Here is a 21,570-nt window from a genome sequence, read left to right on the forward strand (position 1 = left end):
GGAGGTGGCGGTGATATTGCAGAAGATGATACCTCAGGAACCCCTATAGTAACAAGCCCTGTAGAAGATGCTGATGGAAATACTTATACAGAAGCACAAATTAGAGCGAATAATATTAATAGAGCTTTAGATAATACCTTATCACCTTCAGATTTGCACTATTTATCAGACAGTAATAATTCAACCCTTACTATAGAGGTAGAATCCTTTTTATTTGAAAACACCTCTCCAGAAGCTAAAGTTTTTGCCATGGGAGCTATTAAAAATAAGTCTATAAAATATATTAAAGAAAATTTTAATCTTACTCTAAAATCTCCTTTCAATGTAAATATGACTCAGGTGCTCGACTCTATAATACTACCTACAGTAACCCCAGAAAATAAAATCGCTGCCGAAAAGTTCAAATGTATTTATGATAAAGTAACAAAATCACCTAAATTTAAAGACTTATTTATTGACCTTTTTGGAACAAATAAAGATATTAATATAACATTTGAAATTGCAGATGATTTTGTAACAAAACCAGACGGAACACAAACAAACGGAAATTGTATATTAGAAAACTATTTATTAAATACAGATGGTTCTCTTAAAAGAGCTAATGCAAAAATTAAGATAAACAAAAATAAACTTACTGCTACAAGCATGCAACTCTCTAATATTTTAATGGCTAAAACCATTGTACACGAAGGTATCCATGCTTTTTTAAGTGTTAAAAGAAAAGATTGTAATGCTGGCATAACAATTGATTATTTAAATAATTTAGAGTTCAAAGAACTTATAGAAGAATATTATGACGGTACTTGCGCTACCAAACAAGAACAACATGAATTTATGTTTGATTATATGGTGCCAACATTATCAAAAATTTTTACTGAGGTTAGAGACGATTTAATACCACAAAGTAATACTGATTATGTATCTGATTATAATTTTTATAATATTTCTCAAACCTTAAATGGTCCTTTGAGCAGTGACCATCCTTGGAGCTGGATTGAATTTTTTAATAATATTTCCTTAATGGGATTACATGATACAGAATCTTTTTTAAAAGAAGTAAAAAATAATGATGTGAAATATTTTATATACCAGCAGTATAATTCTATAAGTAGAAACTTCACAAAAAACTGTAACAACTAAAATTATGAAAAAAATAATCTATGTAATTGTTTTCCTATTAAATTACAGCAATATTTTTAGTCAGAATATTGAAAAAATAAACAATAATAATATTGCTTTTATTTATTTCGATAAAGAAGATGATAATTTTAAGAAAACAAAAGATGTTTTTATTGTCGGAAAAATTAAAGAATATGGAGAAAAGTATAACTATCTCTTTTTGAATCGATATAAGAAACAAATAGAAATTAGCTTTATACATAATAAATACAAAGATTTTGATAGTTTTGACAATAAAGAAGAGATGCTGAGTTTTAAATTATGTAAGAGTTTTTTAAAAAACAACAAAGATATTATTATTAATAACGAGACAATTAAAAAAATAGGACTGAAAGGGCTCTATGACATAATTTTAGATAAACAAAAAGTTTTTTTGATAGATAAAAGCGAGATAGAAAACAATTTGATTCTTGTAAAAGAAGTTTATCTTTTGGATCTTAACAGTGAAGAATAAGAAAAAAATGTATTGTAAATTGTAAAGGCACAGAGTTAACCAATACCTCAAATACTTACTTTCATAGTTTAACAAAAAACTTACCCTAACTAATTATGAAAATACAATATTTGAAAAGTCAAAACAGAAAATAAATAAGTATTACGATTCAAAAGGTAAACTTAAGTCAGAATTAATAACAGCTTAAGGTAAAGGACTATCGGAAAAAGAATGGAATGACTTAGGTGAACTTATAAAACACAAAATGTATGACAAAAAAGGTAAACTAATAAAAGAAAACATTTATAAGAAAAGACCCTGATATTTTTGTAAAAACGTCAAGGCCTTTTCAGTAAAACATCAAGACGTTTTTTTAAAAAACGTATTAACTCAAAATATCAACTCTGTTCCTGTAATTAATTACCAACAAAAAACCTCACTGTAACAGTGAGGTTTTTTTTAAATATATTACTAAGAATTAATTAAAAAAAGTTTTAAGCATTTAAAACTTCTCCTACTTTATCAGCAGCCTCTTGGAACTCAGTAGCTGAGATAATTTCCATTCCGCTGTTGTCAATTAATTCTTTTGCTTCTTTAGCGTTTGTTCCTTGCAAACGACAAATAATAGGCACATTAATTTTGTCTCCCATATTTTTATAAGCATCTACAACACCTTGAGCAACACGATCACAACGAACGATTCCTCCAAAAATGTTTACCAAAATAGCTTTTACATTAGGATCTTTTAAAATGATTCCGAAAGCTGTTTCAACACGTTGTGCATCTGCAGTACCTCCAACATCTAAGAAGTTAGCTGGATCACCACCTGCTTGCTTAATTAAATCCATAGTTCCCATTGCTAAACCAGCTCCGTTAACCATACACCCAACGTTACCATCTAAATCTACATAGTTTAATCCTGCAGCTTTAGCCTCTACCTCAATAGGGTTTTCTTCACGTAAATCACGCATTGCTGCATAATCTTTATGACGGTATAATGCATTCTCATCTAACGATACTTTAGCATCTACAGCCATAATTTTATCATCAGATGTTTTTAATACTGGGTTAATTTCAAACATCGAAGAATCAGACTTGATGTATGCAGTATATAAAGCAGTAACAAACCTTACCATTTCTTTTAAAGCCCCACCGCTTAAACCTAAGTTAAAAGCAATTTTACGAGCTTGGAAAGGTAATAATCCTGTTCCTGGATCAATTTCTTCTGTAAAAATTAAATGTGGAGTTTCTTCTGCCACAGTTTCAATATCCATACCTCCTTCAGTAGAATACATGATCATGTTTCTACCAGTAGCACGGTTTAATAAAACTGACATATAAAATTCATCTGGCTCACTGTCACCAGGATAATATACATCCTCAGCAATTAACACTTGGTTAACTAACTTACCTTCTGCTGAAGTTTGAGGAGTTATTAACATCATTCCTAAAATGTCATCAGCAATACTTTTTACCTCATCTAAGTTTTTAGCTAACTTAACACCACCACCTTTTCCACGACCACCTGCGTGTACTTGAGCCTTAATTACGTGCCAACCAGTACCTGTTTCTTCTGTTAATTTCTTCGCTGCTTCCACAGCCTCTTCTGGAGTATTTGCAACAATTCCACGTTGAATACGAACGCCAAAACTGCTTAATATTTCTTTACCTTGATATTCGTGTAAGTTCATTAGATATGAATTTTTAAAGTCGAACAAAAATACAAATTCAATTTATAATACCTTATAAATTGTACTTTAATTTATGATTAAAATCAATTTTATTTAATTTCCAATTTTACATTTTTTTAACATTTAAACGTGTCACATTCTTTTTTTTAACAGGTCTTTACCGTAATTAACATGATTTTGTGATTTATTAATCCAAATCATAATAATTTAGCCCAACAACTAATACTATATCTCAATCAACTATGCTTAAAGTTTTAGCATTTATTACAACCTGTTTCTTCTTTATTGGAGTTTCAACTGCCCAAACTATAAATCAACACAGAAAAAAACTAAACGTAACACGCGTAGATATTCCTCCAAAAATTGACGGAAAATTAGACGATGCTGCTTGGAAAAATGTTCCTGCTGCAAAAGACTTTGTAATGATGCGTCCCGACAATGGAAAAGCAGAACCCAACACTCATAAAACAGTAGTTAAATTAGTATACGATGATAATGCTATTTACATCAGCGCTAAAATGTACGACCCTGAACCATCTAAAATACCTGCGGAGTTTACCAACAGAGACAATATTGGTAACAGTGATTTCTTTTTAATAACTATTAACCCTAATGATGACGGACAAAACCCTTTTGAGTTTATAGTAACCAGTTCAGGAGCCCAAGCAGACTCAAAAGTATCTAACGGAAATGAAGATTTTAACTGGAGTGCTGTATGGGACAGCGATTTTAGTATTAATGAAGACTCTTGGATTGTAGAAATGAAAATTCCTTATAGGGCTTTGCGTTTTGCGAATGTTCCGGTTCAATCGTGGGGAATCAATTATCACAGAAAAGTACTAAACTTAAATGCTCAATTCACGTGGAATCATATTGATAATCAACAAGGAAACTGGACGCAATATGATGGTTTGTATGAAAACTTCACCAATATAAAACCTCCTACCCGATTAAACTTTTATCCGTATGCATCGGCAACTACTACCACTAAAGATGGTAATACTGACTTTGACTGGAGTGTAGGTATGGATGTAAAATATGGAATCACCGAGAACTTTACCTTAGACGCTACTTTAATTCCTGATTTCAGTCAAGTAGGTTTTGACAATGTTACCTTAAACTTGGGCCCTTTTGAACAGCAATTTACAGAACAACGTCAGTTTTTTACTGAAGGAACTGAGCTATTTAGTAAGGGACGTTTATTTTACTCCAGAAGAATTGGTGGTAGGCCAATAGATCAATTTTCTGGTGAACGAAAAGACGATGATGAGTTTGTTGATGGTAAAAAAGTAAATGATGAAGTTATAGATGTTCCTGATAAAGTTCAAATGTTAAACGCTATAAAAATTTCAGGAAGAACCAAAGGAGGTTTAGGAGTAGGTTTCTTTAATGCCATTACCGAAAAAACAGAAGCTACGGTTGAGAGAACTGAGCAAACAATTAATGGTTTAGATACCCTTAGCAATGTGAGTACTTACAAAACCACGGTTAATCCATTTTCTAACTATAATATTATGGTACTAGATCAACAGTTTAACCAAAACTCATCTATTACCTTAATTAACACCAACGTAACTCGTGACGGACGATTTAGAGACGCAAATGTTACTGGATTGCTATGGCATGTTGAAGATAAAAAAAGCCGGTATAATATCGACGGAAGTTTTAAAATGAGTAACATTTCTGACGACGAAGATGACCCAAATACAGGATATGCTTTTGATACCAGTATTGGTAAACAATCAGGAAATTGGCGAGGAGAAATTGGGTACAATTTTGAAAACAAAGACTATAACCCTAATGATATGGGGATTCTTTTTAGTAACAATGAACAAACTATTTACGGTTTTGTTGGTTATCGATTGTTAAAACCTAAAGGTATATTCAACAACTACGGAGCTAACATATATTATAATTTTAACTTCTTACACAATCCAGGAACCTATGTAGGTACCAATACTGGTTTGTCTTTTTGGGCCGATACCAAAAACCGATTTAGCTTTGGAGGTAACTTAAATTACAGTACCGAAAGAAAGGACTTTTTTGAACCAAGACAAGGAACTACTAGCGGTATTTACTTTAACAGACCAGAAAGATTAAACATTAATCATTGGGGATCGACTGATTATAGAAAAAAGTTTGCAATAGACTATGATTGGTACTATACCTTTTATAACAACAACCCTAAAGAAGACTATGGCTTTAGGTTTTCACCTAGATACCGTTTTACCAACAAGTTTTCTTTAATTTATGGTTTTAGGTATGGTAAAACTAATAATGGTCAAGGCTATGTTACAAAAGTGGATGAAGATGATGTGCAAGAAAAACCTTCATTAGCCCCGTTAAAAGATCATATTATTTTCGGACAACGAGATTGGGCTACCTACGACAATTCTTTAACAGGAAAATATACCTTTAGTACAAAATCGGCAGTATCATTATCATTCAGGCATAATTGGAGTAAAGTTCCGTACCAAGGAAAGTATTTTAGCTTAAATGAAGAAAACGGAGAACTTACGAAGAACAACTACCAAGGTGACCACGATAAAAACTTTAATAGTTGGAATTTAGATATGAACTACCAATGGCAATTTGCTCCAGGGAGTCAATTGATTTTTTTCTACAGAAACTCTATAAGACCAGATCACGATTTTGCCCCTGCAACAATTAATTTTAAAAACAACATCTCAAAACTTTTTGATCAAAGTATGCAACATAGGTTTTCTGTTCGATTGGTTTACTTTATCGATTACAACAACATTAAAAACATAATTTAAATACACGTTTATGTATTGTTTGAAATCAGGTAAGCATTAAAGCGTATCTGATTTCTTTTTTATACATTCGTTACTTAGAAAATAACACTATGATTGTTGCTAAAAACATCCACAAACATTACGGAGAGGTAGAAATTTTAAAAGGCGTTGACCTTCATATAAAAAAAGGAGAAATTGTAGCTATTGTTGGTCCTTCAGGAGCAGGAAAAACAACCTTACTGCAAATTTTAGGAACCTTAGATAAACCATTAAAAGATCAGAGCTACGAATTATTGGTCGATGGTGTTTCTATCAAAGATTTAAACGACACCAAAGTTTCTGCTTTCCGAAATAAACACATCGGATTCATTTTTCAATTTCATCAATTATTACCAGAATTTACAGCCTTAGAAAACGTTTGTATTCCTGCCTTTATCGGAGGAAAAGGAAAAGTAGAAACCGAAAAAAGAGCCAAAGAATTACTAGCCTTTTTAGGATTATCGCATAGAGAAAATCATAAACCTAACGAGCTTTCTGGAGGAGAGCAACAACGTGTTGCTGTTGCCAGAGCTTTAATTAACGAACCTTCTGTTATTTTTGCTGATGAACCTTCAGGAAACCTAGATTCTACTTCTGCTAAAAACTTACATGAGTTGTTTTTTAAGCTACGTGATGAGTTTGGACAAACGTTTGTATTAGTTACACACAACAAAGAATTAGCAAAAATGGCTGATAGAACGCTTACAATGAAAGACGGAATTATTGTTGAATAATGTAACTATTTAAAGTTTCTTGCTACTAATTAATAAATCACTCCCATGAAAGAAACTTTTCAAGAACTTGTTACTTATTTAAGAAATCCTGTTTTAGAAGAAGATACCAACCAAGATATTTCGTATCGTTTTCAAAAATTCTTTCACCTCCTTTTTATAAGCATTATTACAGGTGCAATATTATCATCTCTTTTTCTTCTTATTCAGGAATTAGGTTTGATCAATATGAATGAACATGCTATGGAAGAATTACTAAAAACGCATAGCAAATGGTTTATCGCGTTTCTTACCATTATTTTAGCTCCTTTGTTTGAAGAGTTATTTTTTAGAGCACCAATCACCTTATTTCATGGTAAAAAAACTTTTAAAATAGCCTTTTATGTATTTGCGCTACTTTTTGGTTTGGTACATTTAACTAACTTTACTATTACCACCAATGTACTATTATTGGCCCCAATATTAGTAGCTCCACAAACTATATTAGGTGGTTATTTAGGGTTTATCAGAGTTCGTTTTGGTTTACAATGGAGCATCTTATTACACGCTTGTTACAATGCTTTCTTTGTTTTGCTTAGTTTTGCAGGAGATTTAGCATAAAATGAACAAAAAGGAGCTTAAAGAATTTTTAGACGAAAAAGTAATACAATACAATCATCCAGGTTTTATTGATAGTGACCCTATTCAAATTCCACACCAATTTTCGGTCAAAGAAGATATTGAAATCGCTGGTTTTTTAGCTGCAACCATTGCCTGGGGAAATCGTAAAATGATTATTAACAACTCCCATAAAATGATGGATTTAATGGGGAACGCTCCGTACGATTTTGTTCTCAATCATTCTGAAGAAGACTTGGCTACTTTTGACGGGTTTGTACACCGAACATTTAATGCAGATGATTTTAAACTCTTTGTTCAATCGTTAAAAAACATCTACCAAAATCATGGTGGCTTAGAAGTTGTTTTACAGCCAAAGGGTAATGCCGATAATTATCAGCATGCTATTCATCATTTTAAACAAGTTTTTTTTGAAATTCCTCATCAACCAAGAACCTTAAAACATGTTTCTGATCCACTAAAAGGTTCTGCATCTAAAAGAATTAATATGTTTTTACGTTGGATGGTGCGTAATAATACTACTGGAGTCGATTTAGGTATATGGAAAACACACTCACCAGCACATTTACATTGTCCGCTAGATGTTCATACAGGAAATATTGCTAGAAAACTAAAAATACTCACTCGAAAACAAAATGATTGGAAAGCGATTCAGGAACTTGACCTAACTTTAAGAAAATTTGATAAAAAAGACCCTGTTAAATATGATTTTGCTTTATTTGGCCTGGGTGTTTTTGAAAAGTTTTGATATTTTTAACTTTCTAAGCAACCTATCACGATGAAAAAAATTATAATATTAATAACTTTTTTATATTCAATTAAAAGCACTTCTCAAGACAGTAGAATTCCTTTAGACACTATCGTTACTACTTCTAATTCTGTTACTATAAATGGTAGAAAAATACAATATAAAGCACAAACAGGAACCCAACCTGTGTTTGATGCTAACGGAGTAACTAAAGCAACCCTTTTTTATACTTATTATTACAGGACAGATAATACCGATAGAGAGAAAAGACCTTTAATTATGTCTTTTAACGGTGGGCCTGGTTCAGCTTCTGTTTGGATGCATATTGCTTATACGGGTCCTAAAATTTTAAAAATTGATGAAGAAGGTAATCCTATACAACCTTACGGAATAAAAGACAACCCCTACTCTATTTTAGATATAGCTGATATAATTTTTATCAATCCTGTAAACACAGCTTATTCAAGGCCAATAGTAGCACCTAAAAAGAAAGTAGACAAAGATTATTTCTTCGGAGTGAATGCTGATGCAAAATATTTAGCGGACTGGTTAAGTGTATTTGTCTCCCGTAATAACAGGTGGAATTCTCCTAAATACATTATTGGTGAAAGCTATGGTGGTACTCGTGTTATGCAACTTGCATACGAGCTGCAAAACAATCAATGGATGTATCTTAATGGAGTAATTATGGTTTCTCCAGCCGATTATCAATTGCTAAGAACTAAAAGTTCGGAAGACTATGCTATTAATTTCCCTTACTTTACTGCAGCTGCTTGGTACCATAAAATGCTTCCTCTAAAACTACAACAAAAAGATTTATTAGATATTTTACCTGAAACCGAACAATTTGCTATTAACACTCTGCTCCCTGCATTAGCTAAAGGAGGGTATATTAGTGAACCAGAAAAAAACAGTGTTGCTGAGAAAATGTCTTATTACTCAGGGATAAAAAAAGAGGTGATTTTAAAACATAATTTAGAGGTTCCTAATAGCTATTTTTGGAAAGAATTATTAAGAGATACTTCTGGAAAAACCATCGGACGTTTAGACAGTAGATATCTTGGTATTGATAAAAGAGAAACTGGAAACTCTCCAGATTATAGTCCTGAATTAGTTTCTTGGCTTCATTCTTTTACCCCTGCAATTAATTACTATATCCAAAATGTATTAGACTTTAAGACCGATGTAAAATACAATATGTTCGGCTCTGTTCAACCATGGGACTTTAGTAATAATAATGCTCGTGAAAATTTACGAAAAGCAATGGCTCAAAACCCTTATTTAAAAGTGTTAGTTCAATCGGGTTATTATGATGGAGCAACTACCTATTCTGCTGCCAAATATACTATAGGAAAGATAGATCCTAGTGGTAAATTTAAAAACAGGTTTTCTTTTAAAGGCTATAGAAGTGGGCACATGATGTACCTTAGAAAAGAAGATTTAGAAAAAGCTAATGACGATCTACGTGAATTTATTAAAAATAGCTCAAAAAATATAGGTTCTGCAAAATACGAATAACACCAACTATAAAACTTTTATTTTTTACTTTCATGAAAAATGACCTTGCTAATATGATGTCTCTAGATATTTATATATCAAGTTTAGACAAAGAAGAATATACCAAAATTACTGATGACCTTAAACCTATGCCCCAAAAAAGTGTCAACCTTTTAAGCTGGGGAGTCCACGATTTGGTTACAGAAAAAGAACTATACAATGATTTAAAACTCATAAAAACATTTTCTCAAAATTTCAACTGGAAAAACAATATCGCAACTATAGTAAAAGAAAACAATTATGAATCTTTAGTTCTTACTGATGTTCAAAAAAAGATAATGTGGGTAAGCGACGGTTTTACAAAAATGACAGGCTATCAAAAAGAATTTGCACTGAACAAAACCCCACATTTTTTACAAGGAGAAAAAACCAAGGATACTACTAAAAAAAGAATTCAATCAAAACTTTTAAAAGGAAAACCATTTAAAGATGTAATTATCAATTACAGAAAAGACAAATCTACCTACAAATGTGCGTTGTACATTATTCCGCTATATAATAACGAAAGTCTGAAAATCACACATTTTTTAGCTTTAGAAAAAGAAGTCGTTTAACCGTTCGATAAATGCAACTATTTATTCACTACTTTTTACATTTTGGCTTTCCAATAATTATAGCCTATTTATTTTTTAGAAAAAATTGGAAAAAAGTTGCGCTATTACTACTCGCTACCATGTTAGTGGATGTAGACCATTTATTAGTGACCCCTATATTTGACCCAAATCGATGCAGTTTTGGTTTTCATGTACTCCACTCCTACTACGCAATAATAATGTATGCTCTTTTGCTCTTTTTAAAAAGACCTTATAATATCATAGGTTTAGGACTATTACTTCACATGCTAACCGATTTTATCGACTGTTTATTTATGTACAACGCATGTAATTCTTGCCTAGAAAATGCTCCCGCTAGAAAACTATTAGAAGCAATAAGCAAATTATTTTTTTAACTGTAAATCACAATACCAAAAACTTCTATCATAGTTTTTAGTGGTGCCTTCCTCTGTTTTCTTGGTTTTCTTTGAATCTTGATAACAATTGTCATCATCATTTTTATGCAAAGTATACGATTTCAACACCTTCTCTCCTATGTCAAACTCCACAGGTTTCTTAAAAATAGGTCCGTCATAACAAAACGTATGGAACTCTCCATTTTCTCCACAAACATCAACTCCATCAGGAAGTTCATTAATAAAGTCTTCATCAATCACCCTCCCTACAAACTCTTCTCCTAACAATTTTGCATTCACACAAACGGTAATGGTTTTAAAACCTAAAGCTAAAAACTCACGAAGTAATTCCTTTGTATCTTGTTTCCATAACGGATACACACCTGTAATCCCAACCTCTTGTAGCTTCGAATCGCGATATGCTCTCAAGTCTTCCAAGAAAATATCTCCAAAAATACCATTTACAAGTCCTGCTTCTTTTAACTCAGCAGTTTTCTCTTTCATTCTTTGGTTATACAAGTCCATCGTAACCTCAGCCGGAAAGTATATTTTTTCTAATGGAATACCTATGCTTTTAGCCTGCGCATCTAGCAAATCCTCATGCAAGCCATGCATTGAAACACGCTGGTAATCTTGATTTACATTCGTAATCAATTTTTGTACATCGTACTCTTTTTCTTGCTGTATTTTATACAATGCTAACGATGAGTCTTTTCCTGAACTCCAATTAAAATAGGCTTTTTTCATGTGGCAAATATGCATAAAAAAACCTGCATTTTGCAGGTTTGATTTTATTTCCTCTTTTGATTTAAAGGAACTGGTCTTTCTTGTTTTACTACTGGTTTTCCATGCAAATCAAAATCACCTGCATCAAAAATCTCAATATCGATAAACTCTCCTAGTTTGATATAATACTCACGAGCATCTACAATGACATCGTTATCTACATCTGGTGAATCAAATTCGGTACGTCCGTAATAGTACTCTCCATCTTTTCTATCGAATAAACATTTGAACGTCTTTCCTATTTTCTCTTGATTCAATTCCCAAGAAATTTGCGACTGCACTTCCATTATTTCGTTTACACGTCTGAATTTTACATCTGCTGGCACATCATCTTCTAAAGCATAAGCTCCTGTATTCTCTTCATGCGAATATTCAAAAGCTCCTAAACGTTCAAAACGCATCTCCTCTACCCAATCTTTCATTTCTTGGAATTGCTCTTCAGTTTCTCCGGGATACCCAACAATTAATGTTGTGCGGATTGCCATATTTGGCACTGCCTCGCGGAATTTATGAATCAATGCCGTCGTTTTTTCATGTGTTGTACCACGCTTCATCGATTTTAAAATCTCGGTATTGATATGCTGTAACGGAATGTCTAAATAATTACAAACCTTTGGTTCGTTTTTCATCACTTCCAATACATCCATCGGAAAACCTGTTGGAAAAGCATAATGCAAACGAATCCACTCTATACCATCAACTTTTACTAATTCCTTTAATAAATCTGCTAACGCACGTTTTTTATAGATATCTAATCCATAATAGGTTAAATCTTGTGCGATTAACATGATTTCTTTAATCCCTTTTTCTGCCAATTTCGTTGCTTCAGTAACCAAATTTTCAATTGGTGTCGATTGATGCTTTCCACGCATTAACGGAATGGCACAAAATGAGCACGGACGATCACATCCTTCTGCAATCTTTAAATAGGCATAATGCTCTGGAGTCGTGGTTAAACGCTCACCGATTAACTCATGCTTATAATCTGCTTCTAAAACTTTTAACAAATTTGGTAAATCATGTGTCCCAAAATACTGATCTACATTGGTAATCTCAGCCTCTAAATCTGGCTTATAACGCTCGCTTAAACAACCCGTAACAAACACTTTGTCTACTTCACCTTCTTCTTTCTTTTGTGCATAGTGTAAAATAGTCTCTACACTTTCTTCTTTGGCTTTGCCAATAAAGCCACAGGTGTTGATAACTACAATATTTCCATCGTCATTTTCATCTTCATGAACCACTTCTTTACCATTGGCTTTTAACTGCCCCATTAACACTTCACTATCGTAAACGTTTTTTGAGCAACCTAAAGTAACTACATTGATTTTGTTCTGTTTTGTTGTTTTAGTACGCATATTCTTGAAAAATTCGGAGTGCAAATATACGCTTTAATTCAGCTTTTTAGCTAGTTTATGTCCTTAAAAATTAGTTTGATTCTTATCCTTGTTTTCGGTAACTTCGTTATTAGAGAACATACCTTTAAAAACTAAATTAATCGCTATCAAACACTAATGACTGAACTCAAAAGATTACTATACGACTTAATCGGACTTACGGAAAATGAGTTTCAAACATTTTATAATCGATTAGAAAAAAAAGAATACAAAGCAAAAACATTAGTTATTAAAGAAGGAAAATGTGCTAAGGATTTATACTTTATAGCATCTGGACTCTTTAGAACATTTAAGTATATAGAAGACAAAGAGTTTACTACTTATTTTGCCTGTGATAAACAGTTTATAACGATTTTTGATAGTTTTATATACCAAACCCCTTCTCACGAATTTTTAGAAGCTCTTGAAGATAGTATTGCATATAAAATCTCTTTTGAGAGTTTATCTCACTTATATAAAGAATCTCCCAATTTTGAGAAGTTTGGAAGGGTCTTAGCCGAGAGAAATCATCTTTGTGCACAACAAAGAGCGTTAACTATGCAAACAAAATCGGCTAAGAAAAAGTATTTAGATTTTATAAAGACCTACGATAAAAAAATTGTGTTAAGAGCTCCTCAATACCAAATCGCAAGTTTTCTTGGTATAGCTGCTGAGTCACTCAGTAGAATTCGAAAAGAAGTTGTTATTTCCTAACATTTGTCAAGATAAAAATAGTTTCCTCTCATTTTCTTTGTTTTTATAAACCATAAAATAAATACAATGAAAATCGTATCGATAGCAAAATATGCTATTCTCTTGTGCTTGGCTATTTTTATCGCTAGTGTTGCTTTTAAATCTTGTTCAATTAGCCCTGAAGCTTGGTCTCCAGCACCTCCTCCAAAATTAGAAGGTATACTCCTTGAAAATGAACTACTCAGTTCTACCAAACACATCAACTTAGACGGTTGGTATGGCCCTGAGGACATTGCAGTAGATAATCAAGGAAATCTATATTGCGGAGTTCATATTTCTGAAACAGATTTTTCAGATGGTCGAATTTTAAAAATTGACACATCGGGAAAAGTTTCTGTCTTTTGTAATACGGAATCTTGGGTTGCTGGTTTACATTTTGACAGCAATCAAAATCTAATTGCTTGTGACTTAGAAAGAGGGTTGATTAGTATAGATAAAAAAGGAAAAATTACCACTTTAGCAAGTGAAGATGAAAACGGGAACAAGTTTCTTATCCCCAATGATGTAGACATTGCTTCTGATGGAACTATTTACTTTACCAATACTTCTTCTAAAATTCCTTTTAGCAGAACACATATTTGGAAACTTTTAATGGAAGCGAAACCCGATGGAGGTCTTTATCGTTACAATCCGAAAACTAAAGAAGTAAAAACACTTATAGAGGGTACTTATTTTGGAAACGGTGTTGCGGTTTCTCAAAAGGATGACTTTGTGTTAATGGTAGATTTAGCTAAATATAGAATTCTTAGATACTGGTTAAAAGGTAGTAATAAAGGAACAACAGATATTTTTCTTGACAACCTACCTGGTTTTCCTAATGGAGTCTCTAGAAGAGTCGATGGTAGCTTTTGGCTTGGTTTTTCAACTAAAAGAGATTCTTCTTTAGATGAAATACATTCTAAACCTCTTGTAAAAAAGTTAGTTTATGGTCTTCCTCTATTTTTACAACCTAAAGTAGCTCGCTATGGAATGATTATGCATTTGAGTGCTAATGGAGAGATTTTAAAAACTTATTATGACACAACTGGTAAAGTTGTGTCAGAAGCTAGTTCTGTTGAAGAGCATGATGGATATCTTTATCTCGGCGGAGATGTGTCTGGTTATATTGGAAAATACAAATTAGAGAATTAAAATAAAAACTCCCGAATTGGGAGTTTTTATTTTATATGTAGTCCTATTAATGATAATCAACTGGAGTCTTTCTTGCTTTCGTTAGTTGTTCAAAAGCATACCCTAGCTGCAATAATTCTTTTTCAGTAAAAGGCTTCCCTATAAACGTTAAACTAACAGGTTCTCCAGAGTTTTTATATCCCATAGGAACTGTTAATGTCGGATACTTCGCTACTGCTGCAATACCAGAATGATAATTATTAATTGATAGAATACCATCTAAATTTTGAGCTTTTAAAGCTAGTAAAAATTTCTTTCCATTATAACTTAGACTATCTTTTACCACCTCTAACTGAGCTAAACTAGTCGTATCTTTTATTATTCCTTCAAATAGCTGTTGTCCGTAAGGAGCTCTTTTTGTAGTATCTTTTTTATTAAACTCAACCACATCTTGTATATTTTTCACTGTTAGCTTTTTGTTTCCGTAAGTAGCTAAGTATTCAGGTAAATCATGTTTCATATCTATATTTAGCAGCGTAATAAATCCATCAAACGAAATTTCTGGTGGAGTTATCTCTATAATTTCTGCACCAGCTTCTTGTAACTTTTCTACACTTGCTTTATAAATTGAGTCTGTTAGAATGGATTGTAGCACTCCTATTCTTTTTCCTTGGATTGTGTAGCTTTCATTAAGTAATTCTTTAGGTTTAAAATCTTCTATTTCTAAAGAAGCAGTATCTTCATTATCTTTCCCTAGCATTGCTTCAAATAAAATAACATTGTCTACGACACTTTTAGTCATCGGACCTGGAGTATCTAACGTACTTGAAATCGGAACAATTCCTGAGCGACTTAAAACACCAATTGTTGGTTTTAACCCAACTACTGAGTTTTGACTTGATGGTGAAGTTATAGACCCTGCTGTTTCTGTACCTACAGCAGCTACGGCATAGTTTGCTGCTACAGAAACTCCACTTCCTGAGCTTGAGCCTCCTGTTTCAAAAATTTTTCTCCCATAAGGATTCAAGGTTTGTCCCCCTGTAGCACTATACCCTAACGGGCAATCTTCACAAAAGAAATATGCCCATTCACTTAAGTTTACTTTTCCTAAAATTAATGCTCCTGCTTTTTTTAATTTTTTGACGATAAAAGCATCTTTATCCGTTGAGTTATCTTGTAAAGCTACGGCTCCAGCAGTCGTTGTCATTCCTGCGGCATCAATATTATCCTTTATCAAAATAGGAATTCCACTAAGCGAATATTCATCAACCTCTTTAGCTTCTTTATCTTTTGCTCTCGCTTCTTCTAAAACCTTTGGGTTTAGTGATATGATTGCATTCAAATACTTGGTACTATCACTTTCATATTTTCGAATTCTATATAAATAGAATAATGTTAGTTTTTCGTAGGTGAGTTTCTTTTCTGCAATGCTTTTTTGAAGGATTGGAATCTCTTTTTCTAAAATTAATGGTTTTAATTGTTGATATTCTTCTTCAGAAAAATCTGACAATTCCTTTTCAAAAGGTTTGAATTCTTTATTTAAATCTAAAAAATGAGACTGTAGTAGTTTAAACTGCATTCTCTTCTTTTCATGCTTTTGCTGTGCTTCTATTTCTGAAGATTCATCGTACTTTTTAAAGTACAATTTACTGGATGTTTGCTTGCATGAATTAATGAATAAAACAATTAATAGTAGTAGTAGTATTTTTCTCATGGAGTCAAGTATTTGATACTCAAATGTAATTATAAAAAACGAAAAGTTTCATTTACTTTCAAAAGAAGCTTTCTCTTATGTGAATTCAAATAACTTGCGGTTTACTAACTTTTACTTAGAGTAGTTGTTTACTACAAAATCTCCCCAGTCGGCGATAGACTGAATTATCGGAATTAAACTTTGTCCTAAATCAGTTAAAGAGTACTCTACTTTTAAAGGCGGTTTTGATGTATACACCTTTCTTTTAATTACCCCGTCTTCTTCTAAGGCCTTTAACTGTAAGCTTAAAGTTCGTTCTGTAACCATTGGAATCTCTTTTCTTAGCTCACTATAACGAAGCGTTCCTTTTATTAAATGAAAAAGAATGACTGTCTTCCATTTCCCTCCAATAACTCCCATAGTAAGACTTGTACAGCAAGGAAATTCTCTTCCTTTAAATGTTAGTGTTTTAGATGTTTGTGCGTCCATAACTTATACTATCCTTTTTGACCGTTATTGCAAAGATAAAAAACTATACTTACTTTTGCTACTATAATTTTTATAGTTTAATTTAAAAAAATAAAATATGAGCTTTATAACATCTATGCAGCAACGTTATACAACTAAAAAATACGATGCTTCAAAAAAAATTGAATCTGAAAAAATTAGAGAATTACAACAGGTTTTACAATTAAGTCCGTCTTCTATCAATAGCCAACCTTGGAAATTTACTTTTGTTTCTGACACCGATACTAAAGAACAACTTTCAAAAGTATCTTGGTTAAATACTAGCAAGGTTCTTGAAAGCGATACTGTTGTGGTGTTTAACAGAATTAATGACATAGCATTATTTGAAAAACAAATTGAGGAAGAACTACCAGAAGGAGCTGTAAATTATTATAAAGAGTTTATAAAACCAAAAACTGAAGAAGAGATTAAAGCTTGGTTTGGTAAGCAGGTATATTTGGCTTTAGGAATTTTTTTAAGTGCTTGTGCTGAAATGGGAATTGATGCTACTCCAATGGAAGGTATTGAACCTGCAAATTACGACGCAATTTTAAACAACAAAGAATATGCAACCCTTGTTGCTGTGGCTATTGGCTATAGGGATGACGAAGATTTTAATCAACCAGATAGAAAACCTAAATCGAGATTGGCTTTTGATAAGGTTATTGAAACCGTTTAAAGTAAAAAAACTCCCAAATTGGGAGTTTTTATTTTTTTATTTAAAAAACGAATCTACAAATTCGTGTTTGTTAAATACTTGTAAGTCATCAATACCTTCACCTACTCCTATGTATTTTACTGGTATTTTAAATTGATCTGAAATTCCGATAACAACGCCTCCTTTTGCGGTACCGTCTAGTTTGGTTACTGCTAACGAAGTTACCTCGGTTGCTTTGGTAAACTGTTTTGCTTGTTCAAAAGCATTTTGACCTGTAGAACCGTCTAACACTAGCAATACATCGTGTGGTGCATCTGGCACTACTTTTTGCATTACTCGTTTGATTTTTGTCAACTCATTCATTAAATTAACCTTGTTATGCAAACGTCCTGCCGTATCAATGATAATGACATCGGCCTCTTGATTAACTCCAGATTGGACTGTATCAAAAGCTACTGAGGCTGGATCTGATCCCATTTCTTGACGTACAATAGGTACCTCTGTTCTATCTGCCCAAACTTGTAATTGATCAATTGCTGCTGCTCTGAAAGTATCGGCGGCTCCTAAAACAACTTTTAACCCTTTCTTTTTAAATTGTGATGCTAGTTTACCTATCGTAGTTGTCTTTCCTACTCCGTTAACCCCTACCACCATTAATACATAAGGTTTCGTGTTGGCTGGAATGGTAAAATCGGTGTCATCACCAGTATTCGTTTCTGATAATAAACCTGCTATTTCTTCGCGTAAAATTTGGTTTAGTTCTTCAGTTCCTAAATACTTATCACGAGATACGCGTTCTTCTATTCTATCTATGATTTTAAGGGTAGTTTCTACTCCTACATCAGACGATACCAATACTTCTTCTAAATTATCTAACACATCATCATCAACCTTTGCTTTACCAGCAACTGCTTTTGATAATTTAGAGAAAAAACTTGATTTGGTTTTTTCCAACCCTTTGTCTAGGGTTTCCTTTTTCTCTTTCGAGAAGATGTTCTTAAAAAAACTCATTTTTAAATATTATAATCGCTTACATAGGTTAAAAACTATACCGTTTTGTTAATACGGTCAAATTGTCATTACCCTTGCGTTAGGGATTGAGGCGTTTGTTGAAGCACTCCCGATTCTTCGGGAAGCGACTGCCGAAAGCCCGACCCACTAGGGTAACGCCCAAATTTTTAAATTGCACTAAAAACTTGAGACTGTCAAATATAAAAAAAGCTACTCTCTAATGAAAGTAGCTTTTCTTTAAACTGTATACAAGAATTACTTTTTTGCTAAAAAGTCATTCACGCTTTCTGGATCCATAATAGCCTCAACAAAAGTATACGCTCCTGATTTTGGAGACTTTACCATTTTGATAGCTTTGGTTAATCTTTTCGAACCTGTTTGTAACGATGCTACTGATTTCTTTGCCATTTTATATTAAAGTTTACGCCGTAGCTTATTATTTAATTTCTTTATGAACTGTCATCTTCTTTAAGATTGGATTAAATTTCTTTAATTCCATTCTATCAGGAGTATTCTTTTTGTTCTTTGTTGTAATATAACGAGAAGTTCCTGGTTGACCAGAAGCTTTGTGCTCAGTACACTCTAAAATTACTTGAACTCTGTTTCCTTTTTTTGCCATCTCTCTAAAATTTTATCTAGTAAGGAATTATTTAGTTAAGAAACCTTTTTCTCTAGCTTCTTTAATAACCGCAGAGATTCCTTTTTTATTAATATTTTTTAATGCAGAAGCAGATACTTTTAACGTTACCCATTTATCTTCTTCTGGAATATAAAAACGCTTCGTCATTAAATTAGCGTTAAATCTTCTTTTAGTTCTATTTAAAGCGTGAGATACATTGTTACCTACCATCGCTTTTTTTCCTGTTAATTCACAAACTCTAGACATCTTCTTGACAGTTTTTAGTGTTATTTCTAAACGAGGTGCAAATTTATGCATTTTAATTTACTGCACAAAAATATTCTCGATTAAATTTTTAATTAATTTTAATCTTTTCAAAACTAGGTTCAGCATCTAACCTATTTGGAAGCGTAACGGCGGCAAAAATACTAATTTATTTTAATATGGCAGCTTGTAAAAGTTCTAAAGATTTGGTTACCGTTCTATTAATTACCTTTTCTCTCGGTTGCCCAAAATTAAACTCGTGAACCTCTACTCCACTTTTAGTTGCTATACCAATATACACTAAGCCTACACTTTTATCGTTATGATCGGTAGTTGGTCCTGCATTTCCAGTTACAGCGATGGCATAATCTGTTTGTAACTTCTCTAAACATCCTTTTGCCATTGCCAAAGCTACTTCTTTGCTTACTACCGTAAACTTATCTATTGTTTCTTTAGAAACCCCTAGTAGTTGTTCTTTTAAAGCTGCTGTGTACGTAACAAATCCTCCCATAAAATAGGATGATGCTCCTGGAACGGACACCATGGTTGATGCTATTTTTCCTCCTGTCAGGCTTTCTGCTGTGGCAACAGTTTTTCCATGCTCTTTTAACAATTTTCCTACTTCTTTTTCTAAGGATGTTTCATTATCGTCTCCAACGATAATCTCTGGAATTAATTCATATAGTGCAGCAACTTGCTTTTCCATCTCTTTTGCTAACAATTCTTCATCATTTCCTTTAGCTGATAATCGTAGACGAACACTTCCGTAAGACGGTAAATAGGCTAGTTTTATAAAGTTAGGCAAGTTCTCTTCCCACTCAGAAATCCTTTCTGCAATAATTGTTTCCCCTGTACCTACCGTCATAATGGTTCTATGCAATATGAATGGTAATTTAAAAGTAGATTGGAGCTTAGGCAATACATCATACTTCATCAACCCTTTCATTTCGTATGGAACTCCTGGTAGGGATACAAAAACCGTATTATTTTCATAAAACCACATTCCAGGTGCTGTTCCTAAGCGATTCATTAACAAGGTTGCTTTGGAAGGAAGCTGTGCTTGATACTTTTGGATTTCGTTGAACGGATGATTGACTTTTTTAAACAGGTGTTTGATATTATCAATTACTTCGGGATATTCAACAATCTTTTCATCTTTGAAATATTCAGCTATTGTTTTTTTGGTGATATCGTCTTTAGTAGGTCCTAATCCCCCTGTAACAATAACAATATCTGCCCTACTTTCTGCTTCTTTCAAGGCATGTAAAATATGTTGTTTTTCGTCTTGTACCGATGATATTTGATAGACTGAAACGCCTATTTTATTAAGTTCTTGACCAATCCATTGAGAATTGGTATCTACAATTTGACCGATAAGAATTTCATCTCCTATCGTAATGATCTCTGCATTCATGTATATATCTAAAAAAAGAATCCCGCCAAAGCGGGATATTTTATTTTACTTTTATTTGAAAAGCTTGCTTTCCTTCTATAATTCCTGTTAAAATGTCATTCTCAGCCACCTTACCAACACCTGCTGGTGTGCCTGTAAAAATAATGTCTCCTTTTTTCAACGTAAAATATTGTGATACGTAACTAATCAACTCATCAATTTTCCACAACATACTAGAAGTATTTCCATCTTGAACCACCTCGTCATTCTTTTGTAATTGAAAAGATACGTTTGCTAAGTCAAACTCTTCTTTCGGATAAAACTCCCCAACAATAGCACTACCATCAAAAGCTTTCGCTTTTTCCCAAGGCAATCCTTTTTCTTTACATTGTGCTTGTACATCACGCGCTGTAAAATCGATTCCCAACCCTACAGTATCGTAATACTTATGTGCAAATTTTGGAGAAATGTGCTTTCCCACCTTATTAATTTTTACCAATACCTCTACCTCATAATGAATATCATTTGAAAACGGAGGAATAAAAAATGGCATTTTTTTAGGAAGAATAGCCGAATCTGGTTTTAAGAAAACTACGGGGTTTTCTGGTCTTTCGTTTGCTAATTCTTCTATATGTTTTGCGTAATTACGCCCTATACAAATTATTTTCATAAGCCCCTTTTAATTTCCCCAAAGGGGAA

23 protein-coding genes are annotated in these 21,570 nt (G+C 32.8%); 12 read left to right on the top strand and 11 right to left on the bottom strand.

Going from position 1 to position 21,570, the window contains the following annotated elements; translation table 11 throughout:
- On the top strand, positions 1-1,140 hold a 1,140-nt coding region (locus ACN0WY_RS14905), incomplete at its 5' end, for a hypothetical protein (protein WP_417800873.1).
- 4 nt (positions 1,141-1,144) lie between these two features.
- Positions 1,145-1,633 (top strand): hypothetical protein, encoded by a 489-nt coding sequence (locus ACN0WY_RS14910; RefSeq protein ID WP_417800874.1) that lies wholly within the window; start codon positions 1,145-1,147, stop codon positions 1,631-1,633.
- Positions 1,634-2,106: 473 nt separating this feature from the next.
- On the opposite strand, the gene sucC is transcribed toward ACN0WY_RS14910, so the two are convergent.
- Positions 2,107-3,303, bottom strand: coding sequence for an ADP-forming succinate--CoA ligase subunit beta (sucC, locus tag ACN0WY_RS14915; RefSeq protein WP_417800875.1), 1,197 nt, complete (start codon positions 3,301-3,303; stop codon positions 2,107-2,109).
- Positions 3,304-3,545: 242 nt separating this feature from the next.
- Here sucC and ACN0WY_RS14920 point away from each other — a divergent pair, with 242 nt between their 5' ends.
- The 7 genes from ACN0WY_RS14920 to ACN0WY_RS14950 all read left to right on the top strand — a co-directional run bounded on the left by ACN0WY_RS14920 (position 3,546) and on the right by ACN0WY_RS14950 (position 10,701).
- Positions 3,546-6,080 carry a DUF5916 domain-containing protein gene (locus ACN0WY_RS14920; protein WP_417800876.1) on the top strand — a complete coding sequence of 845 codons (2,535 nt, stop codon included), beginning with the start codon at positions 3,546-3,548 and terminating at the stop codon, positions 6,078-6,080.
- Positions 6,081-6,169: 89 nt separating this feature from the next.
- Positions 6,170-6,832 (top strand): ABC transporter ATP-binding protein, encoded by a 663-nt coding sequence (locus tag ACN0WY_RS14925; protein WP_121147041.1) that lies wholly within the window; start codon positions 6,170-6,172, stop codon positions 6,830-6,832.
- Positions 6,833-6,877: 45 nt separating this feature from the next.
- Positions 6,878-7,429: a CPBP family intramembrane glutamic endopeptidase gene (locus tag ACN0WY_RS14930; RefSeq protein ID WP_417800877.1), complete on the top strand. Its 552-nt coding sequence runs from the start codon at positions 6,878-6,880 to the stop codon at positions 7,427-7,429.
- 1 nt (position 7,430) lies between these two features.
- Positions 7,431-8,195, top strand: coding sequence for a TIGR02757 family protein (locus tag ACN0WY_RS14935; protein ID WP_417800878.1), 765 nt, complete (start codon positions 7,431-7,433; stop codon positions 8,193-8,195).
- A gap of 30 nt (positions 8,196-8,225) precedes the next feature.
- Positions 8,226-9,713, top strand: a complete 1,488-nt coding sequence (locus ACN0WY_RS14940) for a S10 family peptidase (RefSeq protein ID WP_417800879.1) — start codon at positions 8,226-8,228, stop codon at positions 9,711-9,713.
- A 32-nt stretch (positions 9,714-9,745) separates the two neighbouring features.
- On the top strand, positions 9,746-10,306 hold the full coding sequence (locus ACN0WY_RS14945; protein ID WP_330489549.1) for a PAS domain-containing protein: 561 nt from the start codon (positions 9,746-9,748) through the stop codon (positions 10,304-10,306).
- An 11-nt stretch (positions 10,307-10,317) separates the two neighbouring features.
- Positions 10,318-10,701, top strand: a complete 384-nt coding sequence (locus tag ACN0WY_RS14950; RefSeq protein WP_417800880.1) for a DUF6122 family protein — start codon at positions 10,318-10,320, stop codon at positions 10,699-10,701.
- Here the strand turns inward: ACN0WY_RS14950 and ACN0WY_RS14955 are convergent.
- Positions 10,690-11,448 (bottom strand): diphthine--ammonia ligase, encoded by a 759-nt coding sequence (locus tag ACN0WY_RS14955; protein WP_417800881.1) that lies wholly within the window; start codon positions 11,446-11,448, stop codon positions 10,690-10,692. The genes ACN0WY_RS14950 and ACN0WY_RS14955 overlap by 12 nt on opposite strands.
- 44 nt (positions 11,449-11,492) lie before the next feature.
- The gene (gene rimO / locus ACN0WY_RS14960; RefSeq protein ID WP_417800882.1) at positions 11,493-12,845 is read right to left on the bottom strand and encodes a 30S ribosomal protein S12 methylthiotransferase RimO; all 1,353 of its coding nucleotides are present in this window, start codon (positions 12,843-12,845) and stop codon (positions 11,493-11,495) included.
- Positions 12,846-13,001: 156 nt separating this feature from the next.
- Here rimO and ACN0WY_RS14965 point away from each other — a divergent pair, with 156 nt between their 5' ends.
- Both ACN0WY_RS14965 and ACN0WY_RS14970 read left to right on the top strand, forming a co-directional pair.
- Positions 13,002-13,577 (top strand): Crp/Fnr family transcriptional regulator, encoded by a 576-nt coding sequence (locus ACN0WY_RS14965; protein ID WP_417800883.1) that lies wholly within the window; start codon positions 13,002-13,004, stop codon positions 13,575-13,577.
- Between the two features lie 66 nt (positions 13,578-13,643).
- Positions 13,644-14,747 carry an SMP-30/gluconolactonase/LRE family protein gene (locus ACN0WY_RS14970; protein WP_417800884.1) on the top strand — a complete coding sequence of 368 codons (1,104 nt, stop codon included), beginning with the start codon at positions 13,644-13,646 and terminating at the stop codon, positions 14,745-14,747.
- Positions 14,748-14,793: 46 nt separating this feature from the next.
- Here ACN0WY_RS14970 and ACN0WY_RS14975 read toward each other — a convergent pair whose 3' ends face one another.
- Positions 14,794-16,440: an amidase family protein gene (locus ACN0WY_RS14975; protein ID WP_417800885.1), complete on the bottom strand. Its 1,647-nt coding sequence runs from the start codon at positions 16,438-16,440 to the stop codon at positions 14,794-14,796.
- A 111-nt stretch (positions 16,441-16,551) separates the two neighbouring features.
- On the bottom strand, positions 16,552-16,908 hold the full coding sequence (locus ACN0WY_RS14980; protein WP_330489542.1) for a winged helix-turn-helix transcriptional regulator: 357 nt from the start codon (positions 16,906-16,908) through the stop codon (positions 16,552-16,554).
- 97 nt (positions 16,909-17,005) lie between these two features.
- Here ACN0WY_RS14980 and ACN0WY_RS14985 point away from each other — a divergent pair, with 97 nt between their 5' ends.
- Positions 17,006-17,605 carry a nitroreductase family protein gene (locus tag ACN0WY_RS14985; protein WP_417800886.1) on the top strand — a complete coding sequence of 200 codons (600 nt, stop codon included), beginning with the start codon at positions 17,006-17,008 and terminating at the stop codon, positions 17,603-17,605.
- Between the two features lie 36 nt (positions 17,606-17,641).
- On the opposite strand, the gene ftsY is transcribed toward ACN0WY_RS14985, so the two are convergent.
- The 6 genes from ftsY to ACN0WY_RS15015 all read right to left on the bottom strand — a co-directional run bounded on the left by ftsY (position 17,642) and on the right by ACN0WY_RS15015 (position 21,541).
- Positions 17,642-18,595, bottom strand: coding sequence for a signal recognition particle-docking protein FtsY (gene ftsY / locus ACN0WY_RS14990; protein WP_330489540.1), 954 nt, complete (start codon positions 18,593-18,595; stop codon positions 17,642-17,644).
- 255 nt (positions 18,596-18,850) lie between these two features.
- Positions 18,851-19,003: a DUF4295 domain-containing protein gene (locus tag ACN0WY_RS14995; RefSeq protein WP_073183390.1), complete on the bottom strand. Its 153-nt coding sequence runs from the start codon at positions 19,001-19,003 to the stop codon at positions 18,851-18,853.
- A 28-nt stretch (positions 19,004-19,031) separates the two neighbouring features.
- Positions 19,032-19,214 (bottom strand): 50S ribosomal protein L33, encoded by a 183-nt coding sequence (gene rpmG / locus ACN0WY_RS15000; protein WP_013070733.1) that lies wholly within the window; start codon positions 19,212-19,214, stop codon positions 19,032-19,034.
- A 27-nt stretch (positions 19,215-19,241) separates the two neighbouring features.
- Positions 19,242-19,481 carry a 50S ribosomal protein L28 gene (gene rpmB, locus ACN0WY_RS15005; RefSeq protein WP_047790661.1) on the bottom strand — a complete coding sequence of 80 codons (240 nt, stop codon included), beginning with the start codon at positions 19,479-19,481 and terminating at the stop codon, positions 19,242-19,244.
- Positions 19,482-19,647: 166 nt separating this feature from the next.
- Positions 19,648-20,892 carry a competence/damage-inducible protein A gene (locus ACN0WY_RS15010; RefSeq protein ID WP_417800887.1) on the bottom strand — a complete coding sequence of 415 codons (1,245 nt, stop codon included), beginning with the start codon at positions 20,890-20,892 and terminating at the stop codon, positions 19,648-19,650.
- Between the two features lie 40 nt (positions 20,893-20,932).
- The gene (locus ACN0WY_RS15015) at positions 20,933-21,541 is read right to left on the bottom strand and encodes a fumarylacetoacetate hydrolase family protein (RefSeq protein WP_417800888.1); all 609 of its coding nucleotides are present in this window, start codon (positions 21,539-21,541) and stop codon (positions 20,933-20,935) included.
- Positions 21,542-21,570: the final 29 nt, after the last annotated feature.

This window comes from Tenacibaculum sp., assembly GCF_048269885.1.
GTDB lineage: Bacteria > Bacteroidota > Bacteroidia > Flavobacteriales > Flavobacteriaceae > Polaribacter.